General features: G+C 63.9%; 10 protein-coding genes. 3 read left to right on the plus strand and 7 right to left on the minus strand.

Features of this window, described 5'->3' with window-relative positions:
- Positions 1-47: 47 nt before the first annotated feature.
- From E1748_RS21410 to E1748_RS21420, 3 genes are read left to right on the plus strand one after another with little or no spacing between them, the layout of a single operon-like run.
- Positions 48-1574 (plus strand): efflux transporter outer membrane subunit, encoded by a 1527-nt coding sequence (locus E1748_RS21410; RefSeq protein ID WP_133649138.1) that lies wholly within the window; start codon positions 48-50, stop codon positions 1572-1574.
- Between the two features lie 48 nt (positions 1575-1622).
- On the plus strand, positions 1623-2849 hold the full coding sequence (locus tag E1748_RS21415; RefSeq protein WP_133649139.1) for an HlyD/EmrA/EmrK family protein: 1227 nt from the start codon (positions 1623-1625) through the stop codon (positions 2847-2849).
- Between the two features lie 36 nt (positions 2850-2885).
- Positions 2886-4451: a DHA2 family efflux MFS transporter permease subunit gene (locus E1748_RS21420; RefSeq protein WP_133649140.1), complete on the plus strand. Its 1566-nt coding sequence runs from the start codon at positions 2886-2888 to the stop codon at positions 4449-4451.
- 114 nt (positions 4452-4565) lie between these two features.
- Here the strand turns inward: E1748_RS21420 and truB are convergent, their stop codons facing one another.
- The 7 genes from truB to scpB all read right to left on the minus strand — a co-directional run bounded on the left by truB (position 4566) and on the right by scpB (position 14373).
- Positions 4566-5522 carry a tRNA pseudouridine(55) synthase TruB gene (truB, locus tag E1748_RS21425; protein ID WP_133649141.1) on the minus strand — a complete coding sequence of 319 codons (957 nt, stop codon included), beginning with the start codon at positions 5520-5522 and terminating at the stop codon, positions 4566-4568.
- Between the two features lie 68 nt (positions 5523-5590).
- On the minus strand, positions 5591-5956 hold the full coding sequence (gene rbfA / locus E1748_RS21430; protein WP_133649142.1) for a 30S ribosome-binding factor RbfA: 366 nt from the start codon (positions 5954-5956) through the stop codon (positions 5591-5593).
- A 120-nt stretch (positions 5957-6076) separates the two neighbouring features.
- Positions 6077-8983, minus strand: coding sequence for a translation initiation factor IF-2 (infB, locus tag E1748_RS21435; protein WP_133649143.1), 2907 nt, complete (start codon positions 8981-8983; stop codon positions 6077-6079).
- 93 nt (positions 8984-9076) lie between these two features.
- Positions 9077-10552: a transcription termination factor NusA gene (nusA, locus tag E1748_RS21440; RefSeq protein WP_133649144.1), complete on the minus strand. Its 1476-nt coding sequence runs from the start codon at positions 10550-10552 to the stop codon at positions 9077-9079.
- Positions 10549-11007 carry a ribosome maturation factor RimP gene (gene rimP / locus E1748_RS21445; RefSeq protein WP_133649468.1) on the minus strand — a complete coding sequence of 153 codons (459 nt, stop codon included), beginning with the start codon at positions 11005-11007 and terminating at the stop codon, positions 10549-10551. Before rimP ends, nusA begins: the two co-directional genes overlap by 4 nt.
- Before the next feature lie 444 nt (positions 11008-11451).
- Entirely contained in the window at positions 11452-13257 is a 1806-nt protein-coding gene (rluB, locus tag E1748_RS21455) for a 23S rRNA pseudouridine(2605) synthase RluB (RefSeq protein WP_133649146.1), read from the minus strand.
- Between the two features lie 60 nt (positions 13258-13317).
- Positions 13318-14373 carry an SMC-Scp complex subunit ScpB gene (scpB, locus tag E1748_RS21460; RefSeq protein WP_133649147.1) on the minus strand — a complete coding sequence of 352 codons (1056 nt, stop codon included), beginning with the start codon at positions 14371-14373 and terminating at the stop codon, positions 13318-13320.
- Positions 14374-14418: the final 45 nt, after the last annotated feature.

Below are 14418 nucleotides of genomic sequence, written 5' to 3' on the forward strand. Positions count from 1 at the left end.
ATTGCAGTGTCCATTATCAATTCCACTCACACGCAAAGAGTCGAGCGATGAAATCCCTTTCCCTGTCCGCGCCCGCACTGTCGCGCCGCAGCGCGATTGCCGCAGCAGTGGCCGCGCTCGCCCTCACGGGCTGCGCGAACTACTTCGGCATCAAGAGCGACAAGCAGATCTCGGGGCCGACACAGTACGAGTCCTCGCAGAGTCTCGCGGGCGCCGGCGGCCAGTGGCCGTCGCTCGACTGGGCAAACCAGTTCGGCGACCCGCAGCTGCCGAAGCTGATTACGGAAGCACTCGACGGCAATCCGTCGATCGCGCAGGCGCAGGCCCGTATCGCGAAGGCATCGTCGTATATCGAGAGTTCGCGCGCCGCGCTGCTGCCGAAGGTCCAGGGCAGCTACTCGTGGAACCGCGAGCTGTTCTCGTCGAACGCGCTGTACCCGCCTCCGTATGGCGGCACCTGGTATAGCGAAAACAACGTGCTCGCTAACGCGTCGTGGGACCTCGACCTGTGGGGCAAGAACCGTCAGCGTCTGGGCCAGGCCGTCTCGCAGACAAAGGCCGCCGAAGCCGACATGCAGCAGGCACGTGTGACGCTCGCTGCGTCGGTGGCACGTACGTACAACCAGCTCGCGCAGCTGTATTCGTTGCGCGACATCGCGCAACGCGAAATCGCGAACCGCCAGGACATCAGCCGGATCACGAACGGCCGTGTTTCGGCCGGTCTCGACACGAACGTCGAGCGGGAAACCGCGAACGGCAACATCGCGACGACCCAGGCCAACCTGAGCGACCTGAACGGCCAGATCACCACGACCCGCTACCAGCTCGGCGCGCTGCTCGGCAAGGGCCCGGATCGCGGTTTGCAGATCGCGACGCCGGTACTGAACCCCGGCGGCATGGTCGCATTGCCGGACAACGTCCCCGCCGATCTCGTGTCGCGCCGCCCCGACCTCGTCGCTGCGCGCTGGCAGGTCGAAGCCGCAATGCATGACGTGAAGGAAGCGAAGGCCGAATTCTTCCCGGACATCAACCTCGCGGCCGGTTTCGGCTTCGACGCGTTCGGCTGGGGCCGCTTCCTGACTGCGTCGAGCCGTCAGATCCAGGCCGGCCCGGCCATCCATCTGCCGATCTTCGACGCCGGCGCGCTGCGCGCCCAGTTGAAGAGCCGTTATGCCGACTTCGACCTCGACGTCGCGAACTACAACCAGACGCTGATCAACGCGCTGTCGGACGTCGCGACACAGGTATCGACAATCCGCTCGATCGACCAGCAGTCGGGCGACGCGCAGCGTGCACTCGACGCATCGACGAAGGCGTATCAACTCGCAGTGATCCGCTATAAGGCCGGGCTGTCGCCGCAGTTGCAGGTGCTGACCGCCGACCAGAACCGGCTCGCTGCCGAACAGACCGTGACCAATCTGAAGATGCGCCGCCGCGATCAGCAGATCGGTCTGATCTCTGCACTGGGCGGTGGCTTCGACGCCACGCAGACTGGCCTGACGGTACCGACGGACGGCAAGGCGGCACCGGGCGGTGCAGGGCCGACCGCGACGGCAACCCAGGCCGCGAATTAATTCCACACACGCTTGAACGACAAGACAGAAAGAACCCGGAGCCCATCCATGAGCACCCCTCAGCAACCTGCCGCAAGCGCACAACCGGCGAACAACGGCAAACGCAAACGGATGATGACGCTGCTCGTCATCGTGATCCTGATCGCCGCGATCGCGTACGGCCTGTACTACTTCCTCGTCGCGCGCTTCCATGAAGACACCGACGACGCGTACGTGAACGGCAACGTCGTGCAGATCACGCCGCAAGTCACCGGCACGGTGATCGCCGTGAACGCAGACGATACGCAGACCGTGAAGATCGGCGACCCGGTCGTCGTACTTGACCCGGCCGACTCGCGCGTCGCGCTGCAGCAGGCCGAAGCGCAGCTTGCGCAGACCGTGCGCCAGGTGCGCGGTCTGTTCGCCGACGACAACCAGTATCAGGCGCAAGTCGCCGTTCGCCAGTCCGACCTGTCGCGTGCGCAGGACGATCTGCGCCGCCGGATGACGGTTGCGCAGACGGGCGCCGTATCGCAGGAAGAAATCTCGCACGCACGCGACGCAGTGAAAAGCGCGCAGGCCGGGCTCGACGCCGCGCAGCAGCAGCTCGCATCGAATCGCGCGCTGACCGCGAACACGACCATCGCCGATCACCCGAACGTGCTCGCCGCCGCCGCGAAGGTTCGCGACGCGTACCTCGCGAACGCGCGCAACACGCTGCCCGCGCCGGTCACCGGTTATGTCGCGAAGCGCTCGGTGCAGGTCGGCCAGCGCGTGTCGCCGGGCTCGCCGCTGATGGCGATCGTGCCGCTGAACTCCGTGTGGGTCGACGCGAACTTCAAGGAAGTGCAGCTGAAGTACATGCGCATCGGCCAGCCGGTCGAACTCACCGCCGACGTCTACGGTTCGTCGGTCAAGTACGAGGGCAAGGTCGTCGGCTTCTCGGCAGGCACGGGCTCGGCGTTCTCGCTGCTGCCGGCGCAGAACGCGACCGGTAACTGGATCAAGGTCGTGCAGCGTCTGCCAGTGCGGATCGCAATCGATCCGAAGCAGCTCGAACAGCATCCGCTGCGTATCGGCCTGTCGATGCAGGTCGACGTGACCATCAAGGACGAATCGGGCGGCGAACTCGGCAACGCGCCGAACACCGTCTACCAGACCGACGTATTCGCGAAGTACGGCGACGAAGCCGATGCGGAAATCGCGCGCATCATCGCGGCGAACGCGGGGCCGAACTCGGGCTTGCCGCAGAAGGCGGCGAGCGGTGACGCGAAGCCCGCCGCGAAGCTGATGTAAGCGGCACAGCCGGTCAACGCAAAGGTTTTTCTACGCATGGCTCAAGCTCAGGCGCAACTCCCTCACCCGCCGCTCGAGGGTGCGCAACTGGTGATCGGCACCATCGCGGTGTCGCTCGCCGTTTTCATGAACGTGCTCGACACGTCGATCGCGAACGTGTCGATCCCGTCGATCTCCGGCGATCTCGGCGTGTCGTCCGATCAAGGCACGTGGGTCATCACGTCGTTCGCGGTCGCCAACGCGATCTCGGTGCCACTTACCGGCTGGCTCACCGACCGTATCGGTCAGGTGCGACTGTTCATGGCGTCAATCGTGCTGTTCGTGATCTCGTCGTGGATGTGCGGTCTCGCGCCGACACTGCCGTTCCTGCTCGCGTCGCGTGTGCTGCAGGGCGCGGTGGCCGGTCCGATGATTCCGCTGTCGCAGACGCTGCTGCTCGCGAGCTATCCGCGCGCGAAGGCGCCGATGGCGCTGTCGATGTGGGCGATGACGACGCTGACCGCGCCTGTTGCAGGGCCGATTCTCGGCGGCTGGATTTCGGACAATATCTCGTGGCCGTGGATCTTCTACGTGAACATCCCGGTCGGCGCCGTCGCCGCGCTCGCTACGTGGATGATCTTTCGCAAGCGCGATTCGGTCGTGAAGAAAGCGCCGATCGACGGCGTGGGTCTCGCGCTGCTGATCACGTGGGTCGGCTCGCTGCAGGTCATGCTCGACAAGGGCAAGGATCTCGACTGGTTCTCGTCGACCACGGTCGTCGTGCTTGCACTGACCGCCGTGATTGCGTTCGCGTTCTTCGTCGTGTGGGAGTTGACCGCGGAGCATCCGGTCGTCGACCTGTCGCTGTTCCGGCTACGCAACTTCACCGGCGGCACGGTTGCGCTCGCGATCGGCTATGGGCTGTACTTCGGCAATCTCGTGTTGCTGCCACTGTGGCTGCAGACCGACATCGGCTATACCGCAACCGACGCCGGTCTCGTGATGGCACCAGTCGGCCTGTTCGCGATCCTGCTGTCGCCGCTCACCGGCAAGATCCTGCCGCGCACCGACCCGCGCTATATCGCGACGGCATCGTTCCTGATCTTCGCTTTGATCTTCTGGATGCGCTCGCGCTACACGACGGACGTCGACGAGTTTTCGCTGATGCTGCCCACGTTGATCCAGGGCATCGGGATGGCGGGCTTCTTCATTCCGCTCGTGTCGATCACGCTGTCGGGACTGCCCGGCAATCGCATTCCGGCCGCATCGGGACTATCGAACTTCGTGCGGATCATGTGCGGTGGCATCGGCACGTCGATCTTTCAGACTGCGTGGGACCATCGCACCACCATGCATCACGCGCAGCTGACCGAGCAGGCGAACGTGTACAACCCGGTGTTCACGCAATCCATGCAACAGATGCAGAACTCGGGCTTCAGTCAGTCGCAGGCACACGGCCTGTTCAACTCGATGGTCACACAGCAGGCGGCGCAGCTCGGCGTGAACGATATATTCTTTATTTCTGCCGGCATTTTCGTCGCGCTGGTCGGGTTGATCTGGATCACCAAGCCCGAACGTGCGGGCGGCGGCGATGCGAGTGCGGCCGCGTCTGCGGCGCATTGAGTCGCATGCTGCCACGATAAACACGCGACGATAAAAAAGGCCGTGCTGCTTTCAAAAGCAGCACGGCCTTTTTCTTTATCTCTATGCTCGCCGAAAATCCGGCAGGCTCAAAAATCAACCTGCCGTGACGACCAGCCGTTCCGGCGCAAGCACCCCGCTCGCTATTCTCGCGACACCCAGCAGCCGGTTCTCCGCATCGTAGACGCGCACGCGCGGTACGTCGTCTTGCGACAGCGCGCTGCCTACCTCTTCCAGCCGCAGCCGCTGCCCTTGCAGGAAACGTCGCGTGGCGGTTTCGTCGAGGTGAACGGCGGGAAACGTCGACAGCAATGCATCGACGGGTTGCAGCCACGCGTCGCGCTCATCCGCCGTCGCATCGGACAGCGCGTCGAGCGTGACGGCGTGTTCAAGCGTCAGTGCACCGACACCGGTCCGCCGCAACGCGACCAGATGCGCGCCGCAGCCGAGCGTCTCGCCGATATCCTCGGCGAGCGTGCGCACATACGTGCCCTTGCTGCACGTGACGCGAAACGTCACGTCGGGCAACGCACACGCGAGCAGTTCGAGCTGATGAATCGTCACGGCCCGGCCTTCGCGCTCGACGACCTGCCCTGCCCGCGCGTATTCGTACAACGGTTTACCGTCGCGCTTCAACGCGGAGTACATCGGCGGCACCTGCACGATATCGCCGCGAAAACGCGCGAGCGCGGCCAGCACGTCGTGTTCATTGCAGCCGACGTCACGCGTTTCCACTGCTTCGCCTTCCGCGTCGCCGGTCGTCGTCCGGACACCGAGACGCATCGTCGCTTCATACGTCTTGTCCGCTTCGAGCAGATCCTGCGAAAACTTCGTCGCCTCGCCGAAACAGAGCGGCAGCAGACCCGACGCGAGCGGATCGAGCGTTCCCGTGTGCCCCGCTTTCTTCGCGAGATACAGACGCTTCGCACGAATCAGCGCGTCGTTGCTCGACAGTCCGATCGGCTTGTCGAGCAGCAGCACGCCGTCGAGCAACCGACGCGGGATGCGGGGACGCTCGGGTGCGCGCTCAGTTGCGCGTTTAGGTCCGGTCATGGTGTGGGGGGAATAAGAGAGTCCGGCGCGGTTGCGCGTAGCAACCGCGGTCCGGGAAAACGATGCGCTCAGTCGTCTTTCGCGCGACTGGCGTTCGCTTCGTCGATCAGGCGGGACATCTCGACCGCTTTCTCGATCGTCTTGTCGTAGTGGAAATGCAGCGTCGGCACCGTGTGGATGTGCAGTCGCTTGAACAACTGGTTATGCAGATGGCCGGCCGCGTGAATCAGCGCTTCCAGCGTCTGCTGCGGATCGCCGGTCAGCGTCGTGAAGAAGATCTTCGCGTGCGCATAGTCGGGCGTGAGCTCGACGCTCTGGATCGTGACGATGCCGATGCGCGGGTCTTTGACCTCGCGCAGAAGCTCGGACAGATCGCGCTGGATCTGATCCGCGATCTGCACGTTGCGATTGGGGGAGCTACGTTTCTTGGGCATGGTGAATTCGTGTTCCGTTCGACCGGACAGCAGAGACGGCAGGTACGCGCCGCCGGCACAAAAACAAAACGGGCGGAGCCGGGCAAGCGCCCGCTCCGCCCCGTGAGTTTCGCGCCGTACTTACAGCGTACGCGCGACTTCGGTGACCTCGAAGACTTCGAACTGGTCGCCTTCCTGGATATCGTTGAAGTTCTTGATCGACATCCCGCATTCGAAGCCCTGACGGACTTCCTTCACGTCGTCCTTGAAGCGCTTCAGCGAATCGAGCTCGCCGGTGTGGATCACCACGTTCTCGCGCAGCACGCGCACCGACGACGTACGCTTGACGAGACCGTCCGTGACCATACAGCCCGCCACCGCGCCGATCTTCGGTACCTTGAAGACCTGACGGACTTCGACCATACCGGTCACGACTTCGCGCTTCTCCGGCGCGAGCATGCCGGACATCGCCGCCTTCACTTCATCTACCGCGTCGTAGATGATGTTGTAGTAGCGGATGTCGATACCGTTCGATTCCGCCAGCTTGCGCGCCTGCGCATCCGCGCGGGTGTTGAAGCCGATGATCACAGCCTTCGAAGCGGTCGCGAGGTTGACGTCGTTTTCGCTGATGCCACCCACCGCACCGTGCACGATCTGCACGCGCACTTCGTCGGTCGACAGCTTTTGCAGCGACTGTACGAGCGCTTCCTGCGAACCCTGCACGTCGGCCTTGACGATAAGCGGCAGGTACTGCACTTCGCCTTCGCCCATCTGTTCGAGCATGTTCTCGAGCTTCGCGGCTTGCTGCTTGGCCAGCTTCACGTCGCGGAACTTGCCTTGACGGAACAGGGCGACTTCACGTGCCTTGCGTTCGTCCGGCATGACGATGACTTCTTCGCCAGCCTGCGGCACTTCCGACAGACCCTGGATTTCGACCGGAATCGACGGACCTGCCGACTTCGTCGGCTTGCCGGTTTCGTCGAGCATCGCTCGCACACGACCGTACGCACTACCGGCCAGCACCACGTCGCCGCGGTTCAGCGTACCGGACTGCACGAGGATCGTCGCGACCGGGCCCTTGCCCTTGTCGAGCTTCGCTTCGATGACGAGACCCTTCGCCGGTGCGTCGACCGGTGCGGTGAGCTCGAGCACTTCGGCCTGCAGCAGCACGTTTTCGAGCAGATCGTCGATGCCCGCGCCGGTTTTCGCCGACACCGACACGAACGGCGATTCACCACCATACTCTTCCGGCACGACGCTTTCCGCGACGAGCTCCTGCTTCACGCGATCCGGATTCGCATCCGGCTTGTCGATCTTGTTGATCGCTACGACGAGCGGCACGCCGCCTGCCTTCGCATGCGCAATCGCTTCCTTTGTCTGCGGCATCACGCCGTCGTCGGCAGCGACCACCAGAATCACGATGTCGGTCGCCTTCGCGCCGCGTGCCCGCATCGCGGTGAACGCTTCGTGGCCTGGCGTATCGAGGAACGTGATGACGCCACGCGGCGTTTCGACGTGATACGCGCCGATGTGCTGCGTGATACCACCCGCTTCGCCCGCCGCAACCTTCGCGCGCCGGATGTAGTCGAGCAGCGAGGTCTTGCCGTGGTCGACGTGACCCATCACCGTGACAACCGGCGGACGCGGCAACGATTCCGCGTCGGAAACTTCTTCGCCTTCGACCAGCAGTGCTTCCGGATCGTCCAGCTTTGCCGCGACTGCATGGTGACCCAGTTCCTCGACGATGATCATCGCCGTTTCCTGGTCCAGCATCTGGTTGATCGTCACCATCTGGCCGAGCTTCATCATCGACTTGATGACTTCCGAAGCCTTCACCGCCATCTTGTGCGCGAGGTCGGCAACGGTAATCGTTTCCGGCACGTGCACTTCGCGGACGATCGGTTCGGTCGGCGCCTGGAATGTCGTATTCGCGTCCTGATGCTTGCCGCGACCCTTCGGACCACCGCGCCAGCCGCGATCGACGCCACCGCTCGTGTCGCCGCGCGTCTTGATACCGCGGCGCTTCGCTGCGTCGTCTTGCCAGCCGGCCTTGCCGCCTGGCTTCTTCTTGTCGCCCGCGCCTGCCGACGGAGCGGCCGTCGTCGTCGTGGTCGTCGTAGCCGGCTTCTTCGGCGCCGGACGCGTACCCGCTTCGCCCGCCGGACGCGCCGGCTTGTGCAGCGTGCCCTTCGCTTCGGCCGCCTTGGCAGCAGGTTGCTCGACCGGTTTCACCGGTTCGGGCGCCTTCACCTGCGCCTTGCGCGGCGTGTTCATCATTTCGCGGATCGCGCGAGCTTCGGCCTCGGCCGCCGCACGGCGACGCGTAATTTCCTGCTGTTCGGCGCGGGCTTTTTCGGACGCTTCGCGTGCGGCGTCTTCCGCCTTCTTCGCGGCTTCGCGTTGCGCGGCACGTTCGGCCGCAGCGCGTTGTTCGTCTTCCTGCTCGGGCTCGCGGGCCTCCGCTTCGACGGCTTCCGCCGCGAGTGCCTTCGCAGCCGCTTCAGCCGCGAGACGCTTCTTCGTCGCAGCTTCGTCTTCCGCGCGACGGCGTTCGGCTTCGGCCGCTTCCTCACGTGCACGACGGTCGGATTCTTCTCGCTCGAGAAGCTCCTGGCGCTCCTTCAGCTCCTGAGCCTGCTTCTCGAGCAGCTCCGCTTCATGACGCGCTTCTTCCTCACGACGCTGCAATTCAGCTTCGTCGACCTCAGCCACCTGAGCCGATGCTTCCGCTCCCTGCTCGGCCGCCTCATCGCGGCGGACGAACGTGCGCTTCTTGCGCACCTCGACCTGAATGGTACGAGCCTTACCCGTCGAATCGGACTGCTTGATCTCCGACGTATGCCGTTTCGTCAGCGTGATCTTGCGCTTGTCTGCATCAGTCGAGCCGTGAGACTTGCGCAAGTGGTCGAGCAGACGCGCCTTGTCCGTTTCGGACAGGGTGTCGTCTTCGTTCGCTTTGGTCACGCCTGCGGCCTGCAGCTGCTCGAGCAGCACGCCTGCAGGCATTTTCAGTTCAGCGGCAAATTGGGCTACGTTGTTACTCGCCATTCATTCCTCTTAGTGCAAGGACCGATTCCTTGCGGTTAACATCGGTTCGTGCGGCCTCGCGGCCGCGTCAATTTAGTGGGCCATGGTCATTTCTCACTGGAACCAGTGTTCACGTGCTTTCATGATCAGTGCCTTGGCGGCTTCCTCGTCGATGCTGGTCATCTCAACCAGTTCGTCGACCGCCAGTTCCGCCAGATCGTCGCGAGTCTGGATCTGATGTTCGGCCAGCTTCGCGAGCAGGTCGGCATCCATACCGTCAAGGCTCTTCAGATCGAGTGCGACATTCTCGACCTTTTCTTCGTTTGCGATCGCCATCGTCAGCAGTGCGTCACGCGCGCGGTTGCGCAGCTCGTGCACCGTGTCTTCGTCGAAGGCTTCGATCTCGAGCATCTCGTTGAGCGGCACATAGGCAATCTCTTCGAGGCTCGTAAAGCCCTCGTCGATCAGGATGTCGGCGACTTCCTCGTCGACATCGAGACGCGCCATGAACAGGTCGCGCAGAATCCCGCGTTCCTGATTCTGCTTTTGCGCAGATTCGTCCGGCGTCATGATGTTGATCTGCCAGCCGGTGAGTTCGCTGGCAAGACGCACGTTCTGGCCGCTGCGGCCGATTGCGACCGCCAGTTCGGTTTCGTCTACGACGACGTCCATCGAATGCTTTTCTTCATCGACGACGATCGACTGGACGGCTGCCGGCGCGAGCGCACCGATCACGAACTGGGCGGGATCTTCCGACCATAGCACGATGTCGACGTTTTCGCCACCGAGCTCATTGCGCACTGCCTGCACGCGCGAACCGCGAATGCCGACGCAGGTGCCGATCGGGTCAATGCGCTTGTCGTACGCGACCACGCCGATCTTCGCACGCACGCCAGGATCGCGTGCAGCCGCCTTGATTTCCAGCAGGCCCTGTTCGATTTCCGGCACTTCCATCTCGAACAGCTTCATCAGGAATTCGGGCGCGGTGCGCGACAGTTCGATCTGCGGACCGCGCGCGGTGCGATCGACCTTCGCGATATACGCACGCACACGATCGCCGACGCGCAGGTTTTCCTTCGGAATCAGCTGGTCGCGGCGCAGCAGCGCTTCGACGCGGCCCGATTCGACGATGAAGTTACCCTTGTCGAGACGCTTGACCGTGCCGGTCATGATGTTTTCGCCACGCTCGAGGAAATCGTTCAGGATCTGCTCGCGTTCAGCGTCGCGCACCTTCTGCAGGATCACCTGCTTGGCGGCCTGCGCACCGATACGGCCGAACTCGATCGACGGCACCGGTTCTTCAATGAAGTCGTCGAGTTGTGCGTCTGCCTTCTGCTCGCGTGCTTCGAACAGCAGGATTTCCTGGTCCGGCTCCTGCAGCCCGGCTTCGTCGGGAACGACGCGCCAGCGGCGATAGGTTTCGTGCTCTCCGCTTTCACGGTCGATATGGACGCGGATATCCGCGTCTTCGGCGAAGAGTTTCTTGGAGGCCGAAGCGAGCGCCGCCTCGAGAGCGGCAAATACGACGTCCTTGTCGACGTTCTTTTCGCGTGCCAGCGCATCCACCAGCATCAACACTTCGCGACTCATTGTTTGCGGCTCCTAAAGTCAACTTTGGGGATCAGGCGGGCTTTATCGATATCCGCGAGCGTGAAATCGAGCATCGCGGCCCCTTCCTTCCCCTCAAATTCCAGACCGATCGTTTCGCCGTCCGGCGCATGCAGGATGCCCCGGTACGATTTCCGTCCGTCCAATGGCTTTTTCAATGTGATCACCACTTCGCTGCCTGCGAAGCGTTCGAAATCCGCCAGTTTTTTCAGCGGGCGGTCGAGACCCGGCGACGACACTTCGAGCCGCTCGTATTCGATGTTTTCGACCGTCAGAACGTGCTGGAGCTGACGCGTGACCTTTTCGCAATCTTCAATCGCAATGCCGGCGGGCTGATCGATAAAGACGGTCAACATGCCGTGCCCGGTGCGCTCGAGATCGACGAGCTCGTAGCCGAGACCCGAGACCGTGGTTTCTATCAGTTCCGTCAAATGCACAATGCGCCCTTTAAGATGTTCGCGCGGCAAGCCTCTGCGACCATCTCACCTCGCGGGCTGCGCGCCAAGCCGGCGCACGTATGGTGCTACCCGAGATGCCGAACCACGATGAATCGAGCGGCAAAAAAAAATGGGCTAAACGCCCATCATCTTGTTGCCAGTGGTCGCACCTGAGCCGCACATAAAAAGCCGCACGCCCAGCGACTTCGTGATTTTAGCCTTTTTCCGCTGCAAACGCAAACCGCAGAAGGGCCGCCGATGCCCTTCGCCGTTCGATTTCGCGGGTTTCTTCGCGAGTTCACGGGGCTTTTTCGTCATCGCCCGCAGTTCGCAGAGGATGCTCGGCACGTGGCCTGTACAAACCTCGCATCGAGGCCGACTTGCCCCGCTCCCGTCAAGCGCGACTGCCGGCCACACGGCCGGCACCTGGCCTGGCGCTCGTGTTCAGCGCCCGCGCGACCGGTTGCGAGGTGCGCCGCGCGGTGCACCGCCGTTGCGGCTACCGCCGCCGTTCGCGGCGTTCGGATTGCCGCCCGTGCGATTACCGTTACCGCCGCTGCCGCCGCGATTTGCGCCAGGCGACCGGTTGCTACCGGTACCAGCATTGCCGCCCCCAGCCCGTGCGCCTGCGCCTGCGCGATTACCATTGCCCGACGGCGCCCGGTTGCCGTCGACGTCCCCGCGACCGCCGCGATTGCCGCCACGGTTGCCAGCGGGTCCACCGCCAAGGCCAGAACCTGCATTGCCGAGTGCGCCGAAACCGCCACCCGCGGCTCCACGCGGCCGGCCGCCCGGACGCCCGCGCGGCGTCTGTTGCTGATCGAAGCGACCGTGCGACATCAGCACCGGTTCGCGGTTGATGAAGCCCATCGACGTCTGCATCGGATCGGGTTGTTTGCGCTCAGGCGCGGCATTACGACCGCCCTTCTCTTCGGCGGGTGCCTTCAGGCCAACCGACGCGAGCAGGCTGCGCACCTGATTATCTTCGAGCTCTTCCCAGCGGCCGCGCTTCAAGCCTTTCGGCAGCGAGATCGGGCCGTGCCGCGTCCGGATCAGGCGACTCACCATCAGACCGACCGCCTCGAACATCCTGCGGACTTCGCGGTTGCGGCCTTCGGCCAACGCGACGTGATACCAGTGGTTCGTCCCTTCGCCGCCGCCGTCGCGAATCCGCAGGAAATTCGCCGGGCCGTCGTCGAGCTCGACGCCGCGCAGCAGCTTCTGCCGCGAGCCTTCGGCGAGCTCGCCGACCACGCGCACCGCATACTCGCGCTCGACGCTATAGCGCGGGTGCATGAAACGGTTCGCCAGATCGCCCGAGGTGGTCAGCATCAGCAGACCTTCGGTATTGAAGTCGAGACGGCCGACCGCGAGCCACTTCGCGGTTTTCATCGGCGGGAGCTTGTCGAACACCGACGGGCGACCCTCGGGATCCGCGTGGCTCACGATTTCGCCGGTCGGCTTGTGATAGAGCAGTACGCGCGGCGGCTTGGTCTGCAGCTTGCGCTTCACCGGCTTGCCGTTGATCCGGACCTGGTCGGTCGGCATGATCCGTTGGCCGATATGCGCCGGCTCACCGTTGACGGACACCCGCCCCGCGATGATCAGTTCCTCCATGTCGCGGCGCGAACCCATGCCGGCTTCTGCGAGGACTTTGTGGAGCTTCGGTGCGTCATCGTCCGGAGCGAGCACGCGTTTCGGCGCCTGTTCGCGACCCTTGCGCAGCATCGGTGCGCGGACGCCGCCGGTCGTGCCATTGTCGGCGTCGAACGCCGGCGACGTGACGTAGGCAAACAGATCGTCCGGCGTCGCGTCGGCTGCCGGCGCTTCGGCACCGCGACGATTCTGCCGCGGCTGACCGCCTTCACGCGTCGCGTCGCGTGGCGCATCGTTGCCGCGCGGCTTGCCGCCTGCGTTGCGCCGCTGGCCCTTGGCGCCTGCGTCCTTGCGCGGCATCCGGACCTGCGCGACGACGACGCCGTCCGGCGGCGCCTCGGTCACAACCGGCGCCGGCTGCGCCTGCGCTCCGTCGGCGCTCTTCGCTTTCGCGCCGGCACGGCGGCGTGCGATCAGGCTGCGCGGCCCACGACGCAGACCTCGGCGCGGACGGTCTTCACCGTCTGCTTCCGGGGTCTGCGCCGCAGCGTCCGCTCCGCTAGCGGAGGTCTGCTGGGTATGCGTTTCGTCGGGGCGAGCAGGCGCTGCCGCGTGCTCGGATTCGGACGAATCGGTATCGTGGGTATGTGTCAAAACAACCTCGAATGTCAGGTCGCGCGCCCGTTGCGGGCACGGCAAAAAAGTTCGGTTACGTCAGGCGCTGCGCGAGGCAGCCTCGTCGTCGCTCATCACGCCGTCGTCGTGAGCGGCTTTGCGGCGATGATCGTTATCGTCATGCGCCGCGTGGGTCGCGTCCGCTTGATCCGCTTCGGGAATCTCGGACTGCGCGTTCGAATCGGGTGCGGGCGTAGCCGGATCGGCGCTCGCCTCGCTTGCTTCGGGTGTCGCTTCCGGCATCTCGTCGGCGCCTTCTGGTGCGACAGCTGCGGCCGGCTCAGGTTCTGCCGGCGTTGCTACTTCGGCAGCAGATTCTTCTTCGCTCGCGACCTCGCTCACTGGCGCGGCCGGCGGCACCTCGCCTTCGAGCGCGGATGCGGCGGACTTCGTCGCATCGTCTTCATCGGTCCGTGCTTCAGGCGTCTCCTGCATATCGTGCGCTTCTTCCAGCGCGCTTTCCGCTGCGGCGACTTCACCAGCGATCTCGCCTGCCGGTGCCACTTCCGCATCGGCAACCTGCAGCTCACCGTCCGCGAATTCGATCGAATGCTGGGCCAGCAGATCGACGTTCAGCTGCGCCGATGGATCGTCGAGCGGCGGCAGTTCGTCCAGCGCCTTGAGCCCCAGATCGTCGAGAAATTGCCGCGTGGTCGCATACAGCGCCGGACGCCCCGGCACGTCGCGATGGCCGATCACCTCGATCCAGTTACGATCCTCGAGTTGCTTGACCACCTGCGTATTCACGGTGACGCCGCGAATTTCCTCGATATCGCCACGAGTGACCGGCTGCCGGTACGCGACGATCGCCAGCGTCTCGAGCACCGCGCGCGAATATTTCGGCGGTTTCTCGGGATGCAACCGATCGAGATACGTACGCATCGCGGGCTTGCTCTGGAAGCGCCAGCCGGAAGCCAGCCCGACCAGTTCGACGCCGCGCCCCGACCATTCATGTTTCAGGTCTTCGAGTAACGTCCGAACCGTATCGGCCGACACGTTGTCGGCAAAGAGCTTGCGCAGCTCAGCGAGCTTCAGCGGCTCCTGCGCACAGATCAAGGCAGTCTCGAGGACGATCTTCGCCTCTTGGGTATTCATGCAGCCAGATCAGACCTTATGGTTAGGGTCAAAGAACCGGATCAA

The sequence above is a fragment of the Paraburkholderia flava genome, from assembly GCF_004359985.1.
Lineage (GTDB): Bacteria > Pseudomonadota > Gammaproteobacteria > Burkholderiales > Burkholderiaceae > Paraburkholderia > Paraburkholderia flava.

Bases quoted from the DNA above. Each gene is read 5' to 3' on its own strand.
- E1748_RS21410 (WP_133649138.1), top strand. From the start codon at position 48: ATGAAATCCCTTTCCCTGTCCGCGCCCGCACTGTCGCGCCGCAGCGCG.
- infB (WP_133649143.1), bottom strand. From the start codon at position 8,983: ATGGCGAGTAACAACGTAGCCCAATTTGCCGCTGAACTGAAAATGCCT.
- truB (WP_133649141.1), bottom strand. From the start codon at position 5,522: ATGACCGGACCTAAACGCGCAACTGAGCGCGCACCCGAGCGTCCCCGC.
- rbfA (WP_133649142.1), bottom strand. From the start codon at position 5,956: ATGCCCAAGAAACGTAGCTCCCCCAATCGCAACGTGCAGATCGCGGAT.
- E1748_RS21420 (WP_133649140.1), top strand. From the start codon at position 2,886: ATGGCTCAAGCTCAGGCGCAACTCCCTCACCCGCCGCTCGAGGGTGCG.
- scpB (WP_133649147.1), bottom strand. From the start codon at position 14,373: ATGAATACCCAAGAGGCGAAGATCGTCCTCGAGACTGCCTTGATCTGT.
- E1748_RS21415 (WP_133649139.1), top strand. From the start codon at position 1,623: ATGAGCACCCCTCAGCAACCTGCCGCAAGCGCACAACCGGCGAACAAC.
- nusA (WP_133649144.1), bottom strand. From the start codon at position 10,552: ATGAGTCGCGAAGTGTTGATGCTGGTGGATGCGCTGGCACGCGAAAAG.